14 protein-coding genes are annotated in these 14,005 nt (G+C 70.0%); 10 read left to right on the forward strand and 4 right to left on the reverse strand.

What is annotated here, in order from left to right:
• The first annotated feature begins 1 nt into the window (after nt 1).
• On the forward strand, nt 2–895 hold the full coding sequence (locus ACFVSU_RS02725; protein WP_387137669.1) for an alpha/beta hydrolase: 894 nt from the start codon (nt 2–4) through the stop codon (nt 893–895).
• A 48-nt stretch (nt 896–943) separates the two neighbouring features.
• Here ACFVSU_RS02725 and ACFVSU_RS02730 read toward each other — a convergent pair whose 3' ends face one another.
• Nucleotides 944–2,401, reverse strand: a complete 1,458-nt coding sequence (locus ACFVSU_RS02730; RefSeq protein WP_387137672.1) for a hypothetical protein — start codon at nt 2,399–2,401, stop codon at nt 944–946.
• Between the two features lie 21 nt (nt 2,402–2,422).
• Nucleotides 2,423–3,505, reverse strand: coding sequence for an alpha/beta fold hydrolase (locus ACFVSU_RS02735; protein WP_387137675.1), 1,083 nt, complete (start codon nt 3,503–3,505; stop codon nt 2,423–2,425).
• Between the two features lie 307 nt (nt 3,506–3,812).
• Here ACFVSU_RS02735 and thrS point away from each other — a divergent pair, with 307 nt between their 5' ends.
• Complete coding sequence (gene thrS / locus ACFVSU_RS02740) at nt 3,813–5,807, forward strand: threonine--tRNA ligase (RefSeq protein WP_387137678.1); 1,995 nt, start codon at nt 3,813–3,815, stop codon at nt 5,805–5,807.
• Nucleotides 5,804–6,385, forward strand: coding sequence for an HIT family protein (locus ACFVSU_RS02745; protein ID WP_387137681.1), 582 nt, complete (start codon nt 5,804–5,806; stop codon nt 6,383–6,385). Before thrS ends, ACFVSU_RS02745 begins: the two co-directional genes overlap by 4 nt.
• Before the next feature lie 15 nt (nt 6,386–6,400).
• Here the strand turns inward: ACFVSU_RS02745 and pdxY are convergent, their stop codons facing one another.
• Complete coding sequence (gene pdxY, locus ACFVSU_RS02750; protein WP_387137684.1) at nt 6,401–7,252, reverse strand: pyridoxal kinase PdxY; 852 nt, start codon at nt 7,250–7,252, stop codon at nt 6,401–6,403.
• Nucleotides 7,253–7,259: 7 nt separating this feature from the next.
• Nucleotides 7,260–8,603, reverse strand: a complete 1,344-nt coding sequence (locus tag ACFVSU_RS02755) for an aminotransferase class I/II-fold pyridoxal phosphate-dependent enzyme (protein ID WP_387137687.1) — start codon at nt 8,601–8,603, stop codon at nt 7,260–7,262.
• 129 nt (nt 8,604–8,732) lie between these two features.
• Between ACFVSU_RS02755 and pdxS the strand changes: the two genes are divergently transcribed.
• From pdxS to ruvB, 7 genes are all read left to right on the forward strand, one after another.
• Nucleotides 8,733–9,623 carry a pyridoxal 5'-phosphate synthase lyase subunit PdxS gene (gene pdxS / locus ACFVSU_RS02760; RefSeq protein ID WP_387137690.1) on the forward strand — a complete coding sequence of 297 codons (891 nt, stop codon included), beginning with the start codon at nt 8,733–8,735 and terminating at the stop codon, nt 9,621–9,623.
• Nucleotides 9,617–10,216 (forward strand): pyridoxal 5'-phosphate synthase glutaminase subunit PdxT, encoded by a 600-nt coding sequence (pdxT, locus tag ACFVSU_RS02765; protein ID WP_387138693.1) that lies wholly within the window; start codon nt 9,617–9,619, stop codon nt 10,214–10,216. Before pdxS ends, pdxT begins: the two co-directional genes overlap by 7 nt.
• Before the next feature lie 37 nt (nt 10,217–10,253).
• Nucleotides 10,254–10,775 (forward strand): hypothetical protein, encoded by a 522-nt coding sequence (locus tag ACFVSU_RS02770; RefSeq protein ID WP_375872140.1) that lies wholly within the window; start codon nt 10,254–10,256, stop codon nt 10,773–10,775.
• 73 nt (nt 10,776–10,848) lie between these two features.
• Nucleotides 10,849–11,610: a YebC/PmpR family DNA-binding transcriptional regulator gene (locus tag ACFVSU_RS02775; RefSeq protein ID WP_045302545.1), complete on the forward strand. Its 762-nt coding sequence runs from the start codon at nt 10,849–10,851 to the stop codon at nt 11,608–11,610.
• Nucleotides 11,611–11,685: 75 nt separating this feature from the next.
• A complete protein-coding gene (gene ruvC / locus ACFVSU_RS02780; RefSeq protein WP_387137695.1) occupies nt 11,686–12,258 on the forward strand; it encodes a crossover junction endodeoxyribonuclease RuvC in 573 nt (190 codons plus the stop codon).
• 62 nt (nt 12,259–12,320) lie between these two features.
• Complete coding sequence (gene ruvA, locus ACFVSU_RS02785) at nt 12,321–12,947, forward strand: Holliday junction branch migration protein RuvA (protein ID WP_387137699.1); 627 nt, start codon at nt 12,321–12,323, stop codon at nt 12,945–12,947.
• Nucleotides 12,940–13,965, forward strand: a complete 1,026-nt coding sequence (ruvB, locus tag ACFVSU_RS02790; RefSeq protein WP_310290829.1) for a Holliday junction branch migration DNA helicase RuvB — start codon at nt 12,940–12,942, stop codon at nt 13,963–13,965. Before ruvA ends, ruvB begins: the two co-directional genes overlap by 8 nt.
• Nucleotides 13,966–14,005 lie beyond the last annotated feature (40 nt).

Raw genomic sequence — 14,005 nt, forward strand, 5'->3', positions numbered from 1 at the left:
CATGGCGGACGTGACGCGCGAGCGCGGGCTGCGCAAGCTCATGCACCTCACACAGCTCATGGTGTGGGGGGACCGCCAGCCGATCACGCGCACGCCCGCCGACGTCGGCCTCGACGCCGAAGACGTCTCGTTCACCGCGACCGACGGCATCGACCTGAAGGGCTGGTTCGTCCCCTCCGGCGCTCCGGCGGGGCCTGCCGTCGTCTTCGTCCACGGCTGGCTCTGGAATCGCACCGGGAACGCGGCGGGCCGTGTGCCCTTCGTCGACCGGGACGTCGACTTCCTCCCCGCGACGAAGGCGCTGCACGACGCGGGCATCCATGTGCTGCTCTTCGACCTGTCGAACCACGGTGAGAGCGGCAAGCGCCCGCCACTCACCATGGGGCGCTGGGAGGCGCGCGACTTCAACGGAGCCGTCCACTATCTGCGCGGCCGCCACGACGTCGACGCCGCCCGCATCGGCGCGCTCGGCACCTCCGCCGGCGCGAACACCGTGATGTATGCGATCCCCGGCGGCCCGCCGGTCAAGGCGCTGCTCGCGGTGCAGCCCACCCGGCTGCCGGTCTTCAACCGCAACTTCGCGCGCGACGTGCTGGGTCCGCTCGGACCGGCCGCGGCGGCGAGCACCGACCTCGTCTACGTGTTCCTGCGCGCGCCGCTGCCCAGCCGCCACGACCCGGCGATTCCGGCACGGGAGCTGGGCGACACCGTCGTGCAGTACGTCCAGGGCACGGGTGACCCGTGGGGCGAGATGGGCATCGTGGAGGGGTTCTCCTCGGTCACGCCGCACTCGCTCGGCGTCCTGCGGTATCCGTCGACGGGTCGCTACGAGGGCTATCAGTACGTGAGCAAGGAGGCCGACGACGTCGCCGCCTTCTTCACGGCGCACCTCTGAGCTCGGGATCGGGCGGCCGCAGCATCCGTTCGCGGCCACCCCACCCGATCAGGGGTGCCAGAGCGAGTCGTGGGCCGCCTGACGCGTGTACTGTCGCGGGTCGAAGAAGCGGTCGTAGTACTCCATCTCGAGATGCGAGAACTGCAGCCACATGCCGGGCGTGTAGAACGCATCCACGTGCGCGGGGAACCGGCCGTAGGTGTCCCAGATGTAGTTGCAGATCTCCTTCGTGTACGCGATCTCCTCCGGACCGAACCGGGTGCCCTTCTCGAGGAAGGCGCGCGCGTCGTCGGAGTTGCGGTACGGGCTCGAGAACACCTTCTCGTTGCCGTACGCGGGCCCGGTGGCGCTGTACTTCGACTCGACCACCCGGTCGACGGCCTCGTCCATCGACGACACGTAGGGGGGAGTGAGGCCCTCGAGGATGCCGTCGATCCCGACCGGGTTCGCCTGCGACGCCGGCACCGGCGGCCACTTGCGGTGCTTCTTCGGCTCCTCGAGGCGGAACCCCAGGCCGTGCCAGCCCTTGGCCTCGTCCTGCTGCCAGATGTACGGCGGGAACACAGAGCCGTGGATCCAGCCGCCGAGCCCCATCGACTGGCCGAGGAGCATGAGGTTCTGGAAGTAGAAGAACGACTCGTAGTCGGTGCGCAGCGCGCCGCCGAAGCCGAGCGGTGCCTGGCTCTCCTTGTTGAGGTAGCCACTGCGCACGCGGTCGAGCCCGCCGATCGGGTGGTAGGGGATCTTCGGACCGATCCCGAGCCCGCTGCCGATCTTGGCGATCCACTCGACCGCGTTCTTCGGGTGGAAGCTGCGCCAGTCGTCGAGGAACAGCGGCCGCATGCCTCCGGGCTCGGTGAGCAGGATGATGATCGCGTTGATGTACTGCCACGTGCAGTCGACGACCGGGAAGAAGATCGTCGTCCCCGGGGCGTTGGACGCCTGGTTGTTCCAGCCGAGGTAGTAGGGCCACTCCCGAGGGAAGTCGAGCCGGCGGTCCGACACGCGCACCAGGCACTCATCGGCCGTGCCGATCCAGTCGGCTTCTCTCCAGTCGCCCCACTTCGGCGGCAGATCCTTGAGGAGCTCGAGTGCGCGCTCGCCGCGGGGCGCGCGGAGCAGGAAGATGCCGTCGTCGTTGATCATGAAGAAGTGGGTGGCCTGCGCGTTGTCGGCGCTGCTGCCCGTGCGGGCCATGATGTTGAGGAAGGGCGTACCCAGCTCGTCCAGCCCGTTGTTCTCGACGAGCGGTCCGTCGTGGGTCGTGATGCCGGTGATCCCCGTCACGCACGTGATGAGGATCGCCTCCTCGAGCTTGCTCAGCGGTGCCGGAGAGTTGTGGCTCTCGTGGCTGAGCGGGCCGGCGTTCACCGAGAAGCCCCGCGGGATGCGCCTCGTGCGCCGTTCGGTGAGCGCGGACAGGAACGGATACGCGGCGAGGTCGGCGAGCGCCGGGTGGGTCGCGGCAGCCGTGGCCTCGGCCGGGGACGGGTCGATCGATGTCATGGCGCTCTCCTCGTTCTCGTATCAGTTGTGCCGGTCGAGCCGGCCGGTGATCACGGGATAGACGTCGCGCGCGGCATCCTTCCCGATGAAGCAGTCCATGTGGGCGTACCCGGGGATCACGTCCCGCGTGTAGAGCTCGTCGCCGTTGCGCTCGCGCAGCACGTCGTAGGTGATCTCGCTGCCCTCGGGAAGGAAAAGGCGGTTGTCGGCGCCATGCAGGAACGCGATCGGCACGCGGAGGCCCGACACGTCGTCGAGGTAGTCGTGGTCGCCGTCGGCGCTCACGGCGTGGTCCTCGCGAAGGATCTTGGTGATGTGGCGCAGCGTGGTCATGTTCGCCACGCCGAACGCCTCCTCGAGGTGGTCGTGCGTCGCGTCGTTCAGCTGCGCGTGGTCGTACACCTCGCCGTACATGAACATCACGCGCCGGCAGAACGGGCGCTCGCACGGCTCGTCGCCGGAGGGGTAGACGGCGAGCGCCTTGTCGTACAGCGTCTCGCCCCACGACGGGTCGTCGTCGAACTCGGTGGTGAGCGTGTCGAAGCCCAGCGCCTGCAGGATGTTCCCGGCGTAGATCCCCGCGCGCAGCTCGTTGAGCGTGCCTCCCCGCGGGTGCAGGGTGACCTGCGACGCCACCGCGGAGCGCACCCCCTCGAGCCCCAGCCCGAGTGCCATCAGCATCGTGAGCGATCCGACGCAGTGCGCCACGATCTGCACCGAGTCCGCCCCCGACACGTCACGCACCTTCGCGACCGCGGCGGGGTAGTCGTAGGCGGCGATGTCGTCGAGTGTGAACTGGGTGCCCCCGGACGACAGCGCGGGGCTCGCGCGGTAGTCGAGCACCCACACGTCGTAGCCGCGCTCGTACAGGTACTCCGGGAAGTTCGTGTCGGTCGTGTCGATCGTGTACGCGAACGCCGACGTGCCGAACCCGGGGGACAGGATGACCGGCCCCTTGCGACCGCCCTCGAAGCGCGTGAGCCTCAGCATCACAGCGTCTTCGGTGTCGAACTCGTAGATCGTCGGCTCGCCGCAGCGCAGCTGCCGTCGAACGCGTTCCTCCGAGGCATCCGTCGCCGTCGATGCGGCTTCGTGCTCGCTCATCTCGACCCCCCAGCATCAGCCGTACGGAGATCGTCGCGGCGAGGCGGGACCGGCCCACGGGCGACGACGGAGTCAGCATATTGCCCGGCACGCGCTCTCGTCACGAAGTTCAGGAGCGGCGTCGGGCACCCCTGATACCCGGCCCGTGAGAACCACTGGCTAGACTCGTCGCGTGGAACTCGTCTGGTCGACCGCCGCAAGGGCATGCACGACCGACACGCGAACGCTCGGCGCCTGAGCGGGCAGGGCGCGTCGTGCGCCCGAAGCTGAGTAGCCTTGAATCCGAGCCATTCCCAGGAGAGTTTCCGTGACTGACGCTGTGCCCTATCCCGCCGACGGCTTCGCCCTGTTCCCCGACCGCTCCGTGGTCGCGCTTCGCGTGAACGGCGAGCTGAAAGACCTCGCAACGGTGGTGGAGGAGACGGATGCTGTCGAGCCCGTCACCATCGACAGCCCCGACGGCCTCGCGATCCTGCGCCACTCCACGGCGCACGTCCTCGCTCAGGCGGTCCAGCGCATCAACCCGCAGGCCAACCTCGGCATCGGCCCGCCCATCACCGACGGCTTCTACTACGACTTCGGCGTGGAGCACCCCTTCACCCCCGAAGACCTGAAGGCCATCGACAAGGAGATGGCGCGCATCATCCGCGAGGGCCAGCGCTTCGTCCGTCGCGTCGTCAGCGACGAGGAGGCGCGTGTCGAGCTCGTGGACGAGCCGTTCAAGCTCGAGCTGATCGGCCTGAAGGGCGGGGGAGCCGAGAAGACCGAGGGCGCCTCCGTCGAGGTCGGCGCCGGCGAGCTCACGATCTACGACAACGTCGACCGCGACGGCCAGACGGTCTGGAAGGACCTGTGCCGCGGGCCGCACCTGCCGAACACCCGCATGATCGGCAACGGCTGGGCGCTGCAGCGCATCGCCGGCGCGTACTGGCGCGGGAGCGAGAAGAACCCCCAGCTCCAGCGCATCTACGGCACCGCGTGGCCGACCAAGGACGAGCTGCGCGCCTACCAGAGCCGCCTCGAGGAGGCCGCCAAGCGCGACCACCGCAAGCTCGGCAAGGACCTCGACCTGTTCTCGTTCCCCGACGAGATCGGCTCCGGCCTGTCGGTGTGGCACCCGCGCGGCGGCGTCGTGCGCGGCGAGATGGAGCAGCACGCGCGCCGTCGCCACATCGCGGGCGGCTACACCTACGTGTACACCCCGCACATCTCGAAGGAGGACCTGTTCCTCACCTCGAACCACCTCGTCACGTACAAGGAGGGCATGTTCCCGCCCATCGTGATGGACGAGGAGCGCGACGAGCACGGCGAGATCACGAAGCACGGCCAGGACTACTACCTGAAGCCGATGAACTGCCCGATGCACATCCTGATCTACAAGGAGCGTGCGCGCAGCTACCGCGACCTGCCGATGCGCCTCGCCGAGAACGGCACGGTGTACCGCAACGAGCTGTCGGGCGCCCTGCACGGCCTCACCCGCGTGCGCGGCTTCACGCAGGACGACTCGCACCTGTTCGTCACCCCCGAGCAGCTGGAGGAGGAGGCGACCCGCGTCCTCGAGTTCGTCATCTCGATGCTGCGCGACTTCGGCCTGGACGACTTCGAGCTCGAGCTGTCGATGCGCGACGACGAGAAGGACAAGTGGATCGGCTCGGACGAGTTCTGGGATTACTCCACCAACGCACTGCGCAACGTCGCGATGGCGAGCGGTCTGAAGCTCACCGAGGTGCCCGGCGAGGCCGCCTTCTACGGGCCCAAGATCGACCTGAAGACCCGCGACGCCATCGGACGCGTCTGGCAGCTGTCGACCGTGCAGGTCGACCCGAACCTGCCCGAGCGCTTCGAGCTCGAGTACACGGACCGCGACGGCCAGAAGAAGCGGCCGATCATGATCCACCGTGCGCTCTTCGGCTCGATCGAGCGGTTCTTCGCGATCCTGCTCGAGCACTACGCCGGTGCGTTCCCGGTGTGGCTGTCGCCCGTCCAGGTCGTCGGCATCCCCGTGGCGGAGGACTTCGCGGACTACCTCGGCGAGGTCATCGACCAGCTGAAGGCGGAGGGCGTCCGCGCCGAGCTCGACCACTCCGACGACCGCATGCAGAAGAAGATCCGCACGCACACCACGCAGAAGGTGCCGCTCCAGCTCATCGCCGGAGCGCAGGACCAGGCCGGCGGCACCGTGTCGTTCCGCTTCCGCGACGGTTCGCAGGAGAACGGCGTGCCGATCGCCGACGCCGTCCGCCGTGTCCGCGACGCGATCGGCTCGCACGCGCTGGTCAACACGGCCGAGGACTTCGCGTGAGTGACGACGAGGTCGGGTCGGCGGTGCCGGGAACGGATGCCGCGGACCCGGCGCTCGTCGACGCCGCGACGCTTCCCGGGGTCCCTGATGAGTTCCAGCGCCTCTGGACACCGCACCGGATGGCCTACATCCAGGCCGGACCCGAGGTGCTGCGCAAGGAGTGCCCGTTCTGCGCGGCGCCGCGCAAGTCCGACGAGGACGGTCTCATCGTGTTCCGCGGGCGCACGGCGTACGCGCTGCTGAACCTCTTCCCGTACAACTCCGGACACCTCCTCGTGTGCCCCTACCGTCACATCGCGACGTACGACGAGGCGACCGAGGAAGAGGTCGCCGAGATCGGCCTGCTGACGCAGCAGGGCATGCGGGTGCTCCGTCAGGTCTCGCGCTGCGACGGCTTCAACATCGGCATGAACCAGGGCCACGTCGCGGGTGCGGGGGTCGACGAGCACCTCCACCAGCACATCGTGCCGCGGTGGGGCTCGGACGCGAACTTCTTCCCGATCATCGCGAAGACGAAGGCGCTGCCGCAGCTGCTCGGCGACGTGCGCCGCGCGGTCTCCGACGCGTGGAACGCGTGAGGCGCGGGCGACGCCCTAGCGGACCTGCGTGACCTCGAACTGGAGGCGCGGGTTCGCGTAGGCGTCCTGCGATTCCACGAGCTGCAGCTCGCGCTCACCCGAGGCGTGGGTGCGCTCGAGCAGGTCGTAGACGCTCGACGTCGTGCGGGCGAGCGCGTCGGCCGCGTCGCCGGTGCGGCGGTAGTGCGCGGTGAACAGAGCCGCCGTGACGTCTCCCGAGCCGTTGGCCTTCATCGGGATGTGCGGTGTCTGCACGATCCATGCGCCGTCGTCGGTCACGGCGAGCATCTCGATCGTGCCCTCGGGGCGGTCCGGACGCTCGACGCTCGTGACCAGCACCGTGCTCGGCCCCATCGCACGCACGGCATCGGCCGAGGCGAGCGTGGAATCGAGGTCGGACGGGTCGGTCTCGGTGAGGAAGCCGAGTTCGAACTGATTGGGGGTGATGATGTCGGCGGCGGGCACGACGCGGTCCCGCAGCAGCACCGGGATCGCGGGGGCCACGAAGCAGCCCGACTTCGCGTTGCCCATCACCGGGTCGCATGCGTAGATCGCCGCGGGATTGGCCTGCTTGACCCGCGCGACGGTGTCCAGGATGACGTCGGCGATGCCCTCGCCGCCCTGGTAGCCGGACAGCACCACGTCGATCTGCGGGAAGACGCCCCGGTCCTCGATGCCGAGGACGAGATCGCGCACGTCGTCGGGGCTGATCATCGGCCCGCGCCACGCGCCGTACCCGGTGTGGTTCGAGAAGTTGACCGTGTACACCGGCATGACCTCGACGCCGATGCGCTGCAGCGGGAAGACGGCGGCGGAGTTGCCGACGTGGCCGTAGGCGACCGCGGACTGGATCGAGAGGATCTTCACCGCTCGATCATGCCACTTCGCGCGTGACGAGCCGTCCACCGGCTGCCCGTACAGCCGCGGCCACATCGGAGGCGAGCCGTTCGGCGTCGGCGTCGTCGAGGTCGTGCACGGTGAGCCGGAGACGGCGGGACGGCCCGCTCTCCCCGAGGACGAAGTCGTCGCCGGCACGCGCCAGCCAGCCGCGCCGCATGAGCTGTTCCGACACCGCCCGCGCGGGCACCGGCAGGGGGATCCACAGGTTCAGCCCGTCGCCCGCGTCCGCCGGCACGCCCTCGGCCGTGAGCCGCTCGACGAAGGCGGCGTTGCGCGCGGCGTAGTGCGCACCCGCGCGCTCGATCGCGGCCATGGCCGCGGCATCCGTCACCAATGCGAGCGTGAGCCGCTGCAGCAGGTGGCTCACCCACGTCGTGCCGGGGGTGAGGCGCATCGCGAGCCGTTCCGCGGTCTCGGGATCGGATGCCGTCACCGCCAGGCACATGTCGGGTCCGAGGAACTTCGACACCGATCGCACGAGCGCCCACCGGCGATGACCGGGCGCGATGAGCGAGTGGAAAGGCTGCCGCGAGAGGAGAGAGAAGTGGTCGTCCTCGATCACGAGCACGTACGGGTGGTCGCGGAGCACGGTGCGCAGCTCTTCGGCGCGCCGCTCGGACAGACTGGCGCCCGTCGGATTCTGGGCGCGCGGCGTGTGGACCACCGCACGCACACCCTGCTCGAGCGCCGCACGCAGCCCCGCGACCGTCATCCCCTCGTCGTCGACGGGCACGGGGACGGGGCGGTAGCCGCCGATCCGCACGGTGTGGATGCTGGTGAGGAAGCACGGATCCTCGAGCGCGACGGCGTCGTCCCGCGTGAGCGCCTGTGCGAGCAGCCGCTCGACGGCATCCGCGGCGCCGCTCGTGATTGTCAGGCGCAGGTCGGCGGCGGGTGCGAGACCGTCGCGCATCCAGTCGAGCGCCCAGCGCTCCAGACCGGGATCGATGACCGGCTCGCCGTAGAGGACCGGCCGCCCCGCCATCGCCGCGAGTGCGCCGGAGAGGTCGGGGATCAGCTCGGGGTCGGGGTTGCCGGTGCCGACGTCGCGCAGCACGCTCCCCGCAGCGAAGCCCTCCTGGGCGACGGGGGAGAGGTCGGCCACCCGCGTGCCGCCGCGGCCTCGCGTGACGATCACGCCCGCCTGGGTGAGCTGGCGATACGCGGCGACCACCGTGTTGCGGTTCACCCCGAGTTCGTCGGCGAGGGAGCGCACGGGCGGCAGGATGTCGCCCGGATGCAGATCGCCGCGCTCGATGCGCGCCCGCAGGCTGTCGGCGATCTCGGAGGCGGATCGCCCGCTGATGTCGAGATCCATGCCCGCCCTTCCGATGACGTCCTGCCCCGCCGAGTGTACGGCCCAGCCCATGCTATCTTTTGGCCTAGGCCAATACCCGCATTGTCCTCACCCGTTGCGCGCCCCGCGCTCCGATCGAAGGGAAACCTCGTGACCACTGCCGACACGGGAACCGACCGCGTCAAGCGCGGCCTCGCCGAGATGCTCAAGGGCGGCGTCATCATGGACGTCGTCACCGCCGACCAGGCGAAGATCGCCGAGGACGCCGGCGCCGTCGCCGTCATGGCCCTCGAGCGCGTGCCCGCCGACATCCGCGCGCAGGGCGGCGTCTCGCGCATGAGCGACCCCGACATGATCGACGGCATCATCGAGGCCGTCTCGATCCCGGTCATGGCGAAGGCGCGCATCGGCCACTTCGTCGAGGCCCAGGTGCTGCAGGAGCTCGGCGTCGACTACATCGACGAGTCCGAGGTGCTCTCGCCCGCCGACTACGTGAACCACATCGACAAGTGGAACTTCACCGTGCCGTTCGTCTGCGGCGCCACCAACCTCGGTGAGGCGCTCCGCCGCATCAACGAGGGCGCCGCCATGATCCGCTCGAAGGGCGAGGCGGGCACCGGCGACGTGTCGGAGGCCACCAAGCACATCCGCAAGATCACGAGCGAGATCAACATGCTGCGCTCGATGACCAAGGACGAGCTGTACGTCGCGGCGAAGGAGCTGCAGGCGCCGTACGACCTCGTCGCCGAGATCGCCGAGACCGGACAGCTCCCGGTCGTGCTCTTCGTCGCGGGGGGCGTCGCCACTCCCGCCGACGCCGCGATGATGATGCAGATGGGCGCCGACGGCGTGTTCGTCGGCTCGGGCATCTTCAAGTCGGGCAACCCCGCGCAGCGTGCCGCGGCCATCGTGAAGGCCACCACGTTCTACGACGACCCCAAGGTGATCGCGGACGTGTCGCGCGGGCTCGGCGAGGCCATGGTCGGCATCAACGTCGCCGACCTTCCCGCGCCGCACCGGCTCGCCGAGCGCGGCTGGTGACGACGCCCCGCGTCGGCGTCCTCGCACTCCAAGGCGACGTCCGTGAGCACGTGCGCGTGCTCACGGACCTCGGCGCCGATGTGACGAAGGTCCGCCGCCCCGAGGAGCTCGCCGAGGTGGACGGGCTCGTGCTCCCGGGCGGCGAGTCGAGTGTCATCGACAAGCTCTCCCGCGCCTTCGGCATGCGCGAGCCCCTACGCGAGGCGATCGCCGCGGGGATGCCGGTGTACGGGACGTGTGCCGGACTCATCCTCCTCGCCGACCGCATCACCGACGGCATCGAGGGCCAGCAGACGTTCGGCGGCCTCGACGTGACGGTGCGCCGCAACGCCTTCGGCAGCCAGGTCGACTCCTTCGAGGTGGACTTGGACATCCCGGCGCTGGGCGAGCCGGCGGTCCACGCGGTGTTCATCCGCGCGCCCCTCGTCGAGCAGGCGGGCGCGGGCGTGGAGCGTCTCGCCACCCTCGACGACGGCCGCGTCGTCGCGGTGCGCCAGGGCTCGCTCCTCGGGACCTCGTTCCACCCCGAGGTAACGGGGGAGCACCGCTTCCACGCGCTGTTCCTCGACATGGTCCGCGAGCGCGACCGGTGACGGGGCAGAAACGGCACGTCGGGGTAGATTCGGAATCATGACGATCAACGACTGGTGGCGCGAGCACCCAGAGGAGCGCTACTGGATGATCGCCCCGTCGCGCGGCATCGTCGGCGACGCCCTTTCGGCACCGAAGGCACAGGACGAACGCCGGTTCGAGTGGTCGCACGAGCTCGTCGGCTTCACGGAGCCCGGCGACACCCTCTTCGTCTGGGACCGCACCCTGCCGGTGCCCGGCATCGCCGCATGGGGCCGCGTGCTCGGCCCGCTGGGGGAGGAGACCCGCGACCGTCGCGGCGACGACCTGCCCCACTGGCGCATGCCCATCAGCGACACCCTGCGTCTCGCCTCGCCGATCACCCTCCCGAGCCTCCGCCGCGTCGGCAGCGAGATCGTCACGGTGCGCGACCGGGTGGAGGGGCTCACCGAAGGCCCCGTCTACTTCCCCTTCATCGGCTCGGCCGAGACGCTCGCCCCCGCCCCCGCGTACCTCACGAAGGTCCCGCGCGACCTCGTCGCGCTGCTGTCGTCGCGGTTCGGCTTCGAGTTCGCGCTGTAGAGCGGGGATAAACTAGTCCGTCGGGCGAGGCGTTTACACGCCCGAACCCGACGAGCGTGAATTCAGGAGGACCATGTCCGGGCATTCCAAGTGGGCCACGACCAAGCACAAGAAGGCGGTCATCGACAGCCGCCGTGCCAAGTCGTGGGCGAAGCTCATCAAGAACATCGAGGTCGCCGCCAAGCTCGGCGGACCCGACCTGCAGGGCAACCCGACCCTGTTCGACGCCGTGCTCAAGGCGAAGAAGACGTCGGTCCCGAAGGACAACATCGACCGCGCGATCAAGCGCGGCGCCGGCATCGGCGGCGAGTCCGTCGAGTACTCGTCGATCATGTACGAGGGCTACGGCCCCAACGGCGTCGCCCTGATGATCGAGTGTCTGACCGACAACAAGAACCGCGCCGCGGCCGAGGTGCGCACCGCGCTCACCCGCAACGGCGGCACGCTGGCCGACCCCGGCAGCGTCGCGTACAACTTCACCCGCAAGGGCGTCATCGTCGTGGGCGGCGAGGGCACCAGCGAGGACGACGTCATGCTCGCCGTGCTCGAGGCCGGTGCTGAAGAGGTCGAGCCGCACGCGCAGGGCTTCGAGGTCATCACCGAGGCGACCGACCTCGTGACCGTCCGCTCCGCCCTGCAGGACGCCGGCATCGAGTACGAGTCGGCCGACGTCGAGTTCGTGCCGAACCTCAAGGTCGAGGTCGACGCCGACACCGCGCGCAAGGTCTTCCGCCTCATCGACGCCCTCGAAGACAGCGACGACGTCCAGAACGTCTACAGCAACTTCGACCTCACCGCCGAGGTGCAGGCGGAGCTCGAGAACGACGAGGACTGACCTCGTACGACGAAGGGATGCTGCGGCCAGGCGCGCCTGGCCGCAGCATCCGTCTTCCTCGCCTAGCGTGGAGGAGTGGCAACCTCCCGCGGTCGACTGCGCGTGCTCGGAATCGATCCGGGCCTGACGCGCTGCGGTGTCGGCGTCGTCGACGTCGCCCCCGACCGATCCGCCGTGCTGGTCCACGTGGGCGTCGTGCGGTCCGATCCGGGCGCCCCGATCGAGGAGCGGCTCGCGGTCATCGCGCGAGGCCTGCGCGCCGTCGTGGACGCGCACGAGCCCGATGTCGTCGCCGTGGAGCGGGTCTTCGCCCAGCACAACCGCGCGACGGTGATGGGGACGGCCCAGGCCAGCGGCATCGCGCTGCTGATCGCGGGAGAGCGGGGCCTCGCCGCGGCCACGCACACCCCGTCCGAGGTGAAGGCCGCGATCACGGGGTACGGCAACGCCGACAAGCGCCAGGTGCAGACCATGGTGGCGCGCGTCCTGCGGCTGGAGGAGCTGCCGAAGCCCGCCGACGCCGCGGACGCCCTCGCACTCGCCCTCTGCCACGCCTGGCGCGGCGCTCCCGCGCAGGCGGCGGCGTCCGGTCCGCTCACCCCCGCGCAGCGCGCCTGGGCGGACGCGGAGCGACTCGCCCGACGGTGATCCCGCACGTCGCCGTGCGTGTCGCTCGAACAAACGTCCGAACCGCCCCGTAGGCTCGACGCATGATCTCCTCAGTCCGCGGCACCGCCGTGCACGTCGATGCGGATGCGGTCGTCGTCGAGGTCGGAGGAGTCGGCCTCCACGTCGCCGTGACACCCCAGGTCGCGCGCACCACGCACCTGGGCGACACCGTCACCCTCCACACGTCGCTCATCGTCCGCGAAGACGCGCTGTCGCTGTTCGGCTTCGAGACCCGCGAGGAGCTCGTCGTGTTCGGTCAGCTGCTCGGCGTCACCGGGGTGGGCCCCAAGTCTGCACTGGGGGTGCTCGCGACGCTCACGGTCCCGCAGATCGCCGACGCGGTCTCCGCCGACGACGACGCCCCGTTCCGCCGCGTCTCGGGCATCGGCCCGAAGACGGCGAAGCTCATCGTGGTGCAGCTGGCCGGCAAGATCGCGGTGACGCGTCCCGCCGGTTCCGGGGGGACGGATGCCGCGGGCTCCGCCGCGATCCCGGCACAGGTCGTGCAGGCCCTGGTCAGCCTCGGCTGGTCCGAGCGCGTGGCCGTCGAAGCCGTCGAGAACGTCGCCGCCGACGCACCCGAGTCCGACCGGTCGTCCGTGCCGGCACTGCTGCGGCGCACGCTCGCGGCGCTCGGCCCCGCCCGGAAGGAGACGGTGAGTGGCTGACGTGCGCGAAGCCGAAGAGCCCGTCGACGAGTCCGAGCTCGCGATCGAGGGCGCGCTGCGCCCGACGTCGCTGGCCGAGTTCGTCGGGCAGCAGAAGGTGCGCGGTCAGATGCAGCTGCTGCTCGATGCGGCCCGCATCCAGCAGCGGCCCGCCGATCACATCCTGCTGTCCGGGCCCCCCGGGCTCGGCAAGACCACGCTCGCGATGATCGTCGCGTACGAGAGCGGGCGCCCGTTGCGGCTGTCCAGCGGGCCGGCGATCCAGCACGCGGGCGACCTCGCCGCGCTGCTGTCGAGCCTCACGCCCGGCGAGGTCCTCTTCATCGACGAGGTGCACCGCATGGCGCGCTCGGCCGAAGAGATGCTGTACCTCGCGATGGAGGACTTCCGCATCGACATCATGGTCGGCAAGGGCGCCGGCGCGACGAGCATCCCGCTCGACCTGTCGCCGTTCACCCTCGTCGGCGCGACGACGAGGTCGGGCCTGCTGCCCAACCCACTGCGCGACCGCTTCGGGTTCACGGCCCACCTCGAGTACTACGAGCCCGAAGAGCTCGAGCGGGTCATCGAGCGCTCCGCGGTCATGCTCGGGGTCTCGCTGCCTCCCGCCGCCCGCGCCGAGATCGCACGACGCTCGCGCGGCACACCGCGCATCGCGAACCGCCTGCTGCGGCGCGTGCGCGACTACCTCGTCGTCCACGGTCGCACCGGCGCCGACATCGCGGCCGTCGACGCCGCACTCGACCTCTACGACGTCGACCGGATCGGGCTCGACCGGCTCGACCGCGCGGTTCTCGACATGCTCGTGAGGCGATTCCGGGGCGGACCGGTCGGCCTCAGCACGCTCGCGGTCGCGGTCGGTGAGGAGCCCGACACCATCGAGTCGGTGGTCGAGCCGTACCTCGTGCGGATCGGCTTCATGGGGCGCACTCCGCGCGGACGCATCGCGATGCCAGAGGCCTACGCCCACCTGGGGGTGCCCATGGCCGACTCGGTGCTCGGATTCGATGTCCTATAATCGCTGGAGGTTCACACCCAACCCCTCCCTGCAAGGCAGC

Origin of the sequence: Microbacterium sp. NPDC058062, from assembly GCF_042885375.1 — a bacterium.
Lineage (GTDB): Bacteria > Actinomycetota > Actinomycetes > Actinomycetales > Microbacteriaceae > Microbacterium > Microbacterium trichothecenolyticum_C.